Source organism: Parafrankia sp. Ea1.12, from assembly GCF_900465275.1.
GTDB classification, from domain to species: Bacteria; Actinomycetota; Actinomycetes; order Frankiales; family Frankiaceae; genus Parafrankia; species Parafrankia soli.
The window spans coordinates 24,824-33,300 of record NZ_UBIZ01000094.1 but is presented as its reverse complement, the minus strand read 5'-3'; the positions used below and the strand labels follow the sequence as shown (position 1 = coordinate 33,300).

Annotated in this window: 8 protein-coding genes; 4 read left to right on the top strand and 4 right to left on the bottom strand. The window is 68.5% G+C overall.

From position 1 onward, the window contains the following. Positions 1–1,186 (top strand): DUF2252 domain-containing protein (locus FMEAI12_RS01940; RefSeq protein WP_146776603.1); only part of this gene is annotated, 1,186 nt, incomplete at its 5' end. Positions 1,187–1,323: 137 nt separating this feature from the next. Here FMEAI12_RS01940 and FMEAI12_RS36450 read toward each other — a convergent pair. Together FMEAI12_RS36450 and FMEAI12_RS01925 are read right to left on the bottom strand one after the other, a co-directional pair. After that, the gene (locus FMEAI12_RS36450) at positions 1,324–1,893 is read right to left on the bottom strand and encodes a hypothetical protein (protein WP_160144222.1); all 570 of its coding nucleotides are present in this window, start codon (positions 1,891–1,893) and stop codon (positions 1,324–1,326) included. Between the two features lie 30 nt (positions 1,894–1,923). Beyond that, the gene (locus FMEAI12_RS01925) at positions 1,924–2,406 is read right to left on the bottom strand and encodes a MarR family winged helix-turn-helix transcriptional regulator (protein WP_200835146.1); all 483 of its coding nucleotides are present in this window, start codon (positions 2,404–2,406) and stop codon (positions 1,924–1,926) included. An 87-nt stretch (positions 2,407–2,493) separates the two neighbouring features. On the opposite strand from FMEAI12_RS01925, the gene FMEAI12_RS01920 reads away from it, so the two are divergent. Together FMEAI12_RS01920 and FMEAI12_RS01910 are read left to right on the top strand one after the other, a co-directional pair. Further along, the gene (locus tag FMEAI12_RS01920) at positions 2,494–3,342 is read left to right on the top strand and encodes an NAD(P)H-binding protein (protein WP_112104766.1); all 849 of its coding nucleotides are present in this window, start codon (positions 2,494–2,496) and stop codon (positions 3,340–3,342) included. Between the two features lie 401 nt (positions 3,343–3,743). Beyond that, the gene (locus tag FMEAI12_RS01910; protein WP_112104764.1) at positions 3,744–4,742 is read left to right on the top strand and encodes a 2-hydroxyacid dehydrogenase; all 999 of its coding nucleotides are present in this window, start codon (positions 3,744–3,746) and stop codon (positions 4,740–4,742) included. 415 nt (positions 4,743–5,157) lie between these two features. On the opposite strand, the gene FMEAI12_RS01905 is transcribed toward FMEAI12_RS01910, so the two are convergent. Beyond that, positions 5,158–5,841, bottom strand: coding sequence for a TetR/AcrR family transcriptional regulator (locus tag FMEAI12_RS01905; RefSeq protein WP_112104771.1), 684 nt, complete (start codon positions 5,839–5,841; stop codon positions 5,158–5,160). 262 nt (positions 5,842–6,103) lie between these two features. Here FMEAI12_RS01905 and FMEAI12_RS01900 point away from each other — a divergent pair, with 262 nt between their 5' ends. Then, the gene (locus FMEAI12_RS01900) at positions 6,104–7,474 is read left to right on the top strand and encodes an MFS transporter (protein ID WP_112104770.1); all 1,371 of its coding nucleotides are present in this window, start codon (positions 6,104–6,106) and stop codon (positions 7,472–7,474) included. Between the two features lie 21 nt (positions 7,475–7,495). Here the strand turns inward: FMEAI12_RS01900 and FMEAI12_RS01895 are convergent, their stop codons facing one another. Then, positions 7,496–8,476 carry a dihydrodipicolinate reductase gene (locus FMEAI12_RS01895; RefSeq protein WP_235013595.1) on the bottom strand — a complete coding sequence of 327 codons (981 nt, stop codon included), beginning with the start codon at positions 8,474–8,476 and terminating at the stop codon, positions 7,496–7,498. Position 8,477: the final 1 nt, after the last annotated feature.

Sequence of the window (8,477 nt, the reverse complement as noted above, 5' to 3'; positions counted from 1 at the left end):
GATCGACGTCCAGCTCTGCGGCGACGCGCACCTGCTCAACTTCCGTCTGCTCGCGTCGCCTGAGCGTCACCTGGTGTTCGACATCAACGACTTCGACGAGACGCTTCCCGGCCCGTGGGAGTGGGACGTGAAACGGCTGGCCGCGAGCCTGGTCATCGCCGGCCGTGGCAACGGGTTCGCGCCGGCGGGCCGACAGGCGGCCGTCATCGCGGCGATCGGTGCGTACCGGGCCTGGATGCGCCGGTTCGCGGCCATGACCAACCTCGATGTCTGGTACGCCCACGTCGACGTGGATCAGCTGCAGGGTCGGTTCGCGGGCGTGTTGGGTCGGCGGTACTCCCGGCGTCTGTCCCGTGCGGCGATCAGTGCCCGGTCCCGTGACCGGCGGCGGGCGTTCGCCCGGCTGACCGAGGTGACCGAGGGCCAGCCTCGTTTCGTCTCCGACCCGCCGCTGCTCGTCCCGGTCCGTGAGCTGCTCCGCGGGGCCGAGCATGACCTGTTGACAGGTCAGCTCACGACCGTCATCGACCGGTACGGCGCCACCCTGGCGGATGACCGGCGTTCGTTGCTCGCCCAGTATCGGCTCGTCGACGTCGCGCGCAAGGTCGTCGGTGTCGGCAGTGTGGGTACCCGCTGCTGGGTGGCGCTGCTGCTGGGCCGTGACCGTGACGACCCGCTGCTGTTGCAGGTCAAGGAGGCGCAGGCGTCGGTCCTGGCTGATCATCTGCCCGGCAGTCGGTATGGCAACCAGGGGGAGCGGGTCGTCGCCGGGCAACGTCTGATGCAGGCTGCCGGGGACATCTTTCTGGGCTGGCAGCGGGTGGGCGGCATCGACGGGCAGTGCCGTGACTTCTACATCCGCCAGTTGCAGGACTGGAAGGGCGTCGCGCTCCCCGAACGCATGGACCCCGAGGGCCTCGCCCTGTTCGCGCGGCTGTGCGGGGCGACCCTCGCCCGGGCCCACGCCCGCTCAGGTGACCGTGTGGCGATCGGGGCCTACCTCGGCGCCGGAGACGCCTTCGACCGGGCGATCGTCCGGTTCGCCGAGGCCTATGCGGACCAGAACGAACGTGATTTCGCGGCGCTCGCCGAGGCCGCGCGGTCCGGACGGATCAGTACGGCAGGCCGACGAGCGAACCGTGTGGTTGCGCGAGGTTCAGATAGGTCTCCAACGAGACGTCGTTGACAAATCGCTGTTGACGTACATAAAGGGGCTCCGTCATGGATTACCCACTTCTGTCGGCCTTCTGGACGATGCTGCTGTTCTTCGGGTTTCTCCTGTGGCTGTACGTGCTCTTCATCGCGGGGACGGGGGTGACCAGGTCAGTGCGGTGGCCGCTGACCCGGTTCGAGTGCGCCATCGGCAGCGTGGCGGCCCAGCTCGCCTGGCTGCGCGAGTACACGCGGGACGTACCAGACCGTGACGGAGGCGTTCTGGTCCACGGCCACCCGTCCGAGCGCGCAGTCGTCCTTGCCGGCGGCGAGTGCGATGCCGAGCGGTGACGTCGGGGTGCTGCCCTCGGGTCGCGCCACCTCGACGCGAACGTCGGTGTCCGAGAACGACTTCTCGACCGCGAGGCGCACCGCGGTGTCGTCCAGCCGCTGCTGCGCGGGGATCTTCTCGAGCGTCCTGGCCAGGATTTCCAGGGTGCCGAGCGGGAGCGAAGGGGCGGGCGACGGCTCGGGAAGGACGAGCGCGGGAAGGTCGGGGCAGTCGATGTGGTCGGGCGGGTCGCGGTGGACGCGAGGGTCGAACCCGTACGCGTAGCATCGCACCGCGTGCGACGGATCATCGAAGACGGCGCCCGAGCCCTCGCGTGTGACGGAGATCCGCAGCACGACACGGCCATCCTCGAATCTGTCACCCTCGGCCACCAGCGTCTCGATCGTCACCTCGAGCCCCCGTCGATTGATGGTTCCAGCTCAGCTGGCCGGTGAGGCTCGCCTGCCGGAGGCGCGTTCATAGACGCGCAGGGTCTCGACGAACAGGCTGCGCTCGGCCGGGGTCAGCGGTTGGAGGGCTTCGCGCCAGGCGGCGGCGCCCGGACCGAGCCATCCCTCGATCGCCGGGCGGCTGGCGTCGGCGATGCTCACGATGCGGCGCCGCCGGTCGTCGGGATCCTCGTGGCGTTCCACGACCCCGCCGCGGCTGAGGTCGGCAATCATGAGGCTGACTGTCGTTGGTGCCACCTCCAACCGTGTGGCCAGGGCGTTCACGGTCATGGGGCCGTCGAAGAGCAGGTAGGACAGCAGCGACAGGTGCCGGGGGCCGAGGGCCAGCCCGGCCAGCTCGTCCGGCGGCGGTGTCCGCTTGATCCGTCCGATCAGCTGCGGCATCAGTAGCAGGAGTGCTCGGACGGCCTCGTCTACGTCGACCTCGTCGCCGTGCCCGGGGTTGGTTGACACGCCCCTCCCTCGCGTAGTTAGCTTTGCCATGAAAGATGCTTTGCTAGCAAATGTAATGTGTACCTCTGACCTCACCGCAGGAGTGTCATGGCCATTCTTGTCACCGGCGCCCGCGGCAACATCGGGTCACGCCTGACAGCCAGACTGGACGCCGCCGGTCATCCGGTCCGCGGGTCGGCCCGCGACAGCACGACCCTACGGCTGCCTGGCGGAGCCGAGCCGGTCGAGCTCGACCTCACCGACCCGGGCGTCGCCGGAGCGGACGCGCTGCGCGACGTCGACGCCGTTTTCCTCTATCCGGTCATCGGCTCGGTCGATGCGTTCCTGGAGATGGCCGCGAAGGTCGGCGTGCGCTATCTGGTGCTGCTGTCCTCGCCGGCGGCCTATGAGGTCGGGGAGTTCGACCAGCCCATCGGGTTGGTGCACCGCGCGGTCGAGCGGGCCGTCGCCGAGTCCGGGATCGCGCACACCGTGCTTTACCCGAGCTGGCTCGCCACCAATGCCCGGCGGGACTGGGCCGACCAGATCCGGACGACCGGGCGGGTCGCGATGGCCTTCGGGGACGCCTCCTTCACACCGATCCATCCCGACGACATCGCGGAGGTCGCCGCCGACCTGCTCACCCGCGGCACCCACCGGTCTCGGATGCAGATCCTCACCGGCCCGCGGTCGCTTCGGCTACGGGACACGGTCGCGGTCATCGGCGATGTCCTCGGCGTCGAGATCCCCGTGGACGATCTGACCCGTGAGCAGGCGCTGGAACGCGAGGACGGCGGCATCCCCCGCCCGATCCTGGAGACCCTGCTCGACGTGGCCGCGGCGAGCGTCGGCCTGACAGCCCCCGTGAACAACACGGTCGAACGGATCACCGGTCATCCGGCCCGGCCGTTCCGCTCCTGGGCCGAAGCCCACCGGAGGCACTTCCAGCCTCGCTGACGACTGGTCGGCATCGTCGTCGAGGATCTGGAGGGTCGGTCACAATCCGTGGATGCCTCTCGGCATCGCTCCTGCCTCGGCTGGCCGTGGCCGTCACCGTCGCATTCGCGGGCCAGTTGTGCGTAGGGGAGCCCGTCGCCGGGGACCGCCGGTTGGTCAGGGTCGACCAGGGCGCTCAACCGCGTCCCGCTATGCCTGGCGGTCTCAGGGGCCAGCGCATCACCTGCATGCTTTCCGGCCGACACGCCGGGCAGGCCTGGGAGATGGGCGCCGTGAGTAATGACATCGGGTAAAATGACGCCCAGCAAGGATGATCGTGGCCAGGTCGTGTGCTGCCGCCGTCTCTGCGTCGGTATTGCTCGGAAAGACACAGACGCATGACGAAAGAACGGGGACGAAACGTGCGGGTCGTGGTCTTCTCGTCGAAGGACTATGACCGCCGCTTCCTGAGTGGCGCTCAGACCGGTAGCCTGGAGCTCAATTTTTTTGAGCACCGGTTGACCGAACAGACTGCGGGTCTAGCGCAGGGACATGACGCGGTCTGCGTGTTCGTTGAGGATGAGGTGTCGGCCGGCGTGCTGACCAGGCTCGCCGCGGACGGCATCCGACTGGTGGTGCTGCGCTCGGCTGGGTATGACAATGTCGACCTTGCTTGTGCTCGTTCGCTCGGTATTGTCGTCGCCCACGTGCCGGCCTACAGTCCGCATGCAGTCGCCGAGCACGCAGTCGCCTTGATCCTGGCCCTGAACCGCCATGTGTGCCGGGCCTACAACCGGGTGCGTGATTACAACTTCGCTCTCACCGGCCTACTTGGTTTCGACCTCCACGGACGCACCGTAGGAGTGGTCGGCACTGGGGCGATCGGCACCGTCTTCGCGCGGATCATGACGGGATTCGGATGTCGAGTGATCGCATATGATGTCAGACGTAACCCGGAATGCGAACGACTCGGCGTCGGATACGTCGCACTGAACCAGCTTCTCGACGAGTCGGACATCATATCACTGCACTGCCCGTTGACCCCGCTTACACACCACATCATCGATGCCGATGCGCTGGCTCGGATGAAGCGCGGTGTGATGCTCGTGAACACGAGTCGTGGCGGTCTTCTGGACACAGTCGCCGTGGTCTCCGGCCTCAAGAGCGGGATTGTCGGCTATCTCGGAATCGATGTCTACGAGGAGGAGAACGCCCTCTTCTTCGAGGACAGGTCGGAACGAGGGGCGTTCGACGACGATCTTTTCGCGCGGCTACTGACGTTCCCGAACGTCCTGGTGACAGGGCATCAGGGTTTCTTCACCACCGATGCGCTGACGCGGATCGCTGAGGTCACGATCGCCAATCTCCAGGGTTTCGAACGAGGCGAAGGACCACAGTTCCCGATCAGAACAAGCGACTGAGAACGGCCGTAATTCGACACGGACCCCTGCCACGCCGGCCCTCATAAGCAGTGAAGCGTTCATCCCCTGAGGCAGCCCTTGCCAGGGTGATCGCGCACCCCCGCGACCTGAGCCGCCGCCCACTCCGCGGCAGTTCCCGCCATTGGTCGCATCCCGGAAACCCCGGCCCCGTCCGCGGTAGTGCGATGGCTGGAACATCCTTACGCTGGGGCCAGTATGACCCGTCTGCCCACCGAAACCGACGACCCCGATGCCGCCGGGAACGGATCGAGTGGATCGAGCCCGGCCTGCCGACGGTGCCGATCCACCACGAGGGCGGCCCGCACCTGCTCCACGGACCATCGGGCGGCACTCGCGGCAACGATCGTGGCCACCTGACTTCGCTCCCGGCGGCAGTTCAGTGCGCCGGCCGTCACTACCGCTTTGTCTTGTCGGCTGCGTTTTCCTTTGGCGGGACCGGCGTCACCGGGGCCTGCCACAGGCCGACGAGCGCGTCGATCAGACTGGCGGCGAGGGCGTCCCAGCTCGGCTCGAGGGTCGGGGTGCCCTCGGCGAGGGCGCGTTCACGTTCGACGCACATCTGCGCGATCAGGTGACGTGCCATGACCCACCGAACGGCGCGGATGTCGGCCGACAGGTCGGGCAGACACTGGTTCAGGCCTACCAGGAGCAGGCGCAGCGAGGCGGATTTGAGCGATTCCTCGACGGTGATCCTGCGAAGGGCGGGGTCGCTCACGACCTGGGCGCGGAATCGTGCGTACCAGGTGGGGCTGCCCAGGGCGGCCAGGTGCTCGGTGAACGGCCGAACCAGGCAGGCCACCCAGTCGCGGAGGTCGCCGGAGCCGGCGGCCTCGGCGACAAGGTTCACCCGGACCTGCTCCATCTGGTCGGAGTGCCGGCGGGCGATCGCGCGCACCAGGTCGGCCTTCGTGCCGAAGTGGTAGCTGACCACGGCGTTGTTGCTCTGCCCCGCGGCCTCGCTGACCTGGCGGTTGGACACCGCGTGCACTCCACGCTCGGCGAACAGCCGCTCTGCGGTGTTCAGGATCATCTCGCGGGTCGCGCTGCCCCGCTCCGGCCGCACCGCCCTACCCGTCATCGTCGGCACCTCCCGCGAACCGGCCGTGGCGACATGATCGATCTGCCGTTCGCGCCGGCGAATTTAGTCATCTGATTTAATCCGATAAAACGTGTGAATTAATTGATCTTACGTCGCTCTCCTGGCCGGAGGCTCGTCTGTGTCCCACCCCCTCACCGGACCCGCCGATCTTGCCAGTTCCGCCGACGCTGCTGCCGACGCCGCTGACACAGCTGCCGATGACGCCGTCGTCGTCGCCACGGGACCGCGGCCGGGTGCCGTCGTGGCGGTTCTGGCGTTCGCCGGGATCGTGGTCGCGTCGATGCAGAGCCTGGTGATCCCGCTGCTTCCCGAGCTGCCCGGGCTGGTGCACGCATCGGCGTCCGGGACGGTGTGGGCGATCACCGCGACGCTGCTCGCCTCCGCCGTCGCCACCCCGGTGGCGGGCCGGCTCGGGGACATGTACGGCAAGCGGCGCATGCTGCTGGCCAGCCTCGGCCTGCTGGTGGTCGGCTCGGCCGTCGCCGGGCTGTCCACCACCCTGATCCCGCTGGTCGTCGGGCGGACACTCCAGGGCCTGTCTGCCGGAGTCATCCCGCTGGGGATCAGCATCATGCGCGACGAGCTGCCACCCGAGCGCCTCGGTTCGGCGACCGCGACGATGAGCTCCTCGCTCGGCGTCGGCGGCGCGGTGGGACTGCCCACGGCGGCCCTGATCGCCGACCACGCCAGCTGGCACCTGCTGTTCTGGATCTCGGCGGGGCTGGGTGTCCTCGCCACGGCACTCGTGCTGCGGCTGGTCCCGGAATCCCAGGCCCGCACCGGCGGGCGCGTCGACCTGGTCGGCGCGGCCGGGCTGTCGACCGTGCTTGTGTGCCTGCTGCTGGCGATCTCCCAGGGGGCCGACTGGGGCTGGGCCAGCGGTCGCACCCTCGGCCTGTCCGTCGTGGGTGTCGCGGTCCTGGTGGCGTGGGGGCGCTGGGAGCTGCGCGCGCGGCAGCCGCTGGTCGACCTGCGCACCAGCGCGCGACGTCAGGTGCTGGTCACCAACCTCGCCTCGGTCATGTTCGGGGTGGCCACCATGCCGGTCCGGCTGGTGCAGCCCCAGGTACTGCAGCTGCCCACCGCCACCGGCTACGGACTGGGGAAGTCACTGCTGGTCACCGGCCTGGTCCTGACGCCCACGGGTCTGGTGATGATGGCCGTCTCCCCGCTGTCCGCGCGCATCTCCGCCGCCAGGGGGCCGAAGACGACCCTGATGGCCGGCGCCGTCGTGATCGCCGCCGGCTACGGCCTGGGTGTCGGGCTGATGTCCGCCATCTGGCAGCTCATGATGGTCACCACCGTCATCGGCGCCGGGATCGGGCTCGCCTACGGCGCCATGCCGGCGCTCATCATGGCGGCGGTCCCGATCTCCGAGACCGGCGCCGCCAACAGTCTCAACAGCCTCATGCGGACCGTCGGTGCCGCCATTGCCAGCGCGGTCGGGGGAGCCGTACTGGCCGGCATCACCATCACAGTCGCCGGCGCCACCGTCCCCGGGCAGAACGGCCTGCGGGTGGCCATGGTCATCGGCGGTGCCGCGGCCCTGCTCGCCCTGGCCATCACCACGTTCGTGCCCCGCCGCCGCCCGCCGGCCTCCGCCGACGCGTGACCCCGCCGCCAACGCCGGGGATCAGCCGAAACTGGGGATCAGCCGCAGGTCCGCGGTGGTGAGGATGCCCGGCGGTGCCGCGCACACCGCGGGCACGCTATTCACGGGGAGGTTGGCGTTGATACCGGGGGAGTACCAGCCGTAGCTCTCCGTCGCGAAGCGGAGGTCGAGGTCCATCGGAGCATCGCCCCGGACGGTGATGTGCCATCCGGTGTCAAGCACGTCCCAGGCCGGTTCCAGGTCCTTCGTCACGTACATGGTTCGTGAGTACTCGAGCAGCGGTTTCCCCTGGTGGTACCCGACGATCCGCTGCCGCCAGGCCCCGACCGTCCCGGCCCTGATCGTCATGACGCCGATCTCCACGGTGTTCACCGCCACCGCGACCTTCGACGTCGCCGTCAGGTCGTCGAGAGGGACCGACATCGCATCGGCGATCTGCCGCAGGGACGCCCCGTCGGTACTCGCCGTCCGGTCCGCGCCGTCCTTGAGGTCCGCGCCGTCCGGGTAGATCCCGAAGAACTTTCCGAGGAACTCCGGGGACCTGCGGGTCGAGAGGTCGGCGAACTGGTCGATCGTGAAGCGGTCGAGACGGCGCTCCATCAGTGTCAGCGCCAGCGGGAGGACCTCGGTGATGAACCCCGGGCATGATCCGGTGTCGTAGAGCGACGTGCCGCCCTGCTCGCACGCCTTCTCGATCCGGGCCCGGACCACCGGGTCCACGCTGCCGGGGTGGTGAAAGGTGGTGATGGTGGTCACGATGTTCGCGTCCGACGCCAGTAACCGGCACATGTCGTCGATCGACTCGTGATCGAGCAGCGGCATGTACATGACGCAGTCCGGCCGGGCGGCGAGGATCTCCTCGATGTCCCTGGTCGTGGTGATGCCGGTCGGTTCCACGCCGCATAACTCGCCGGCGTCACGGCCGACTTTCGCGTCCGAGTACACGTACACGCCGACGAGGTCGAACCTTGGGTGCTCGATCACGGATCGCAGTGAACTCATC

Bases quoted from the DNA above. Each gene is read 5' to 3' on its own strand.
- FMEAI12_RS01920 (WP_112104766.1), top strand. From the start codon at position 2,494: ATGGCCATTCTTGTCACCGGCGCCCGCGGCAACATCGGGTCACGCCTG.
- FMEAI12_RS01905 (WP_112104771.1), bottom strand. From the start codon at position 5,841: ATGACGGGTAGGGCGGTGCGGCCGGAGCGGGGCAGCGCGACCCGCGAG.
- FMEAI12_RS01895 (WP_235013595.1), bottom strand. From the start codon at position 8,476: ATGAGTTCACTGCGATCCGTGATCGAGCACCCAAGGTTCGACCTCGTC.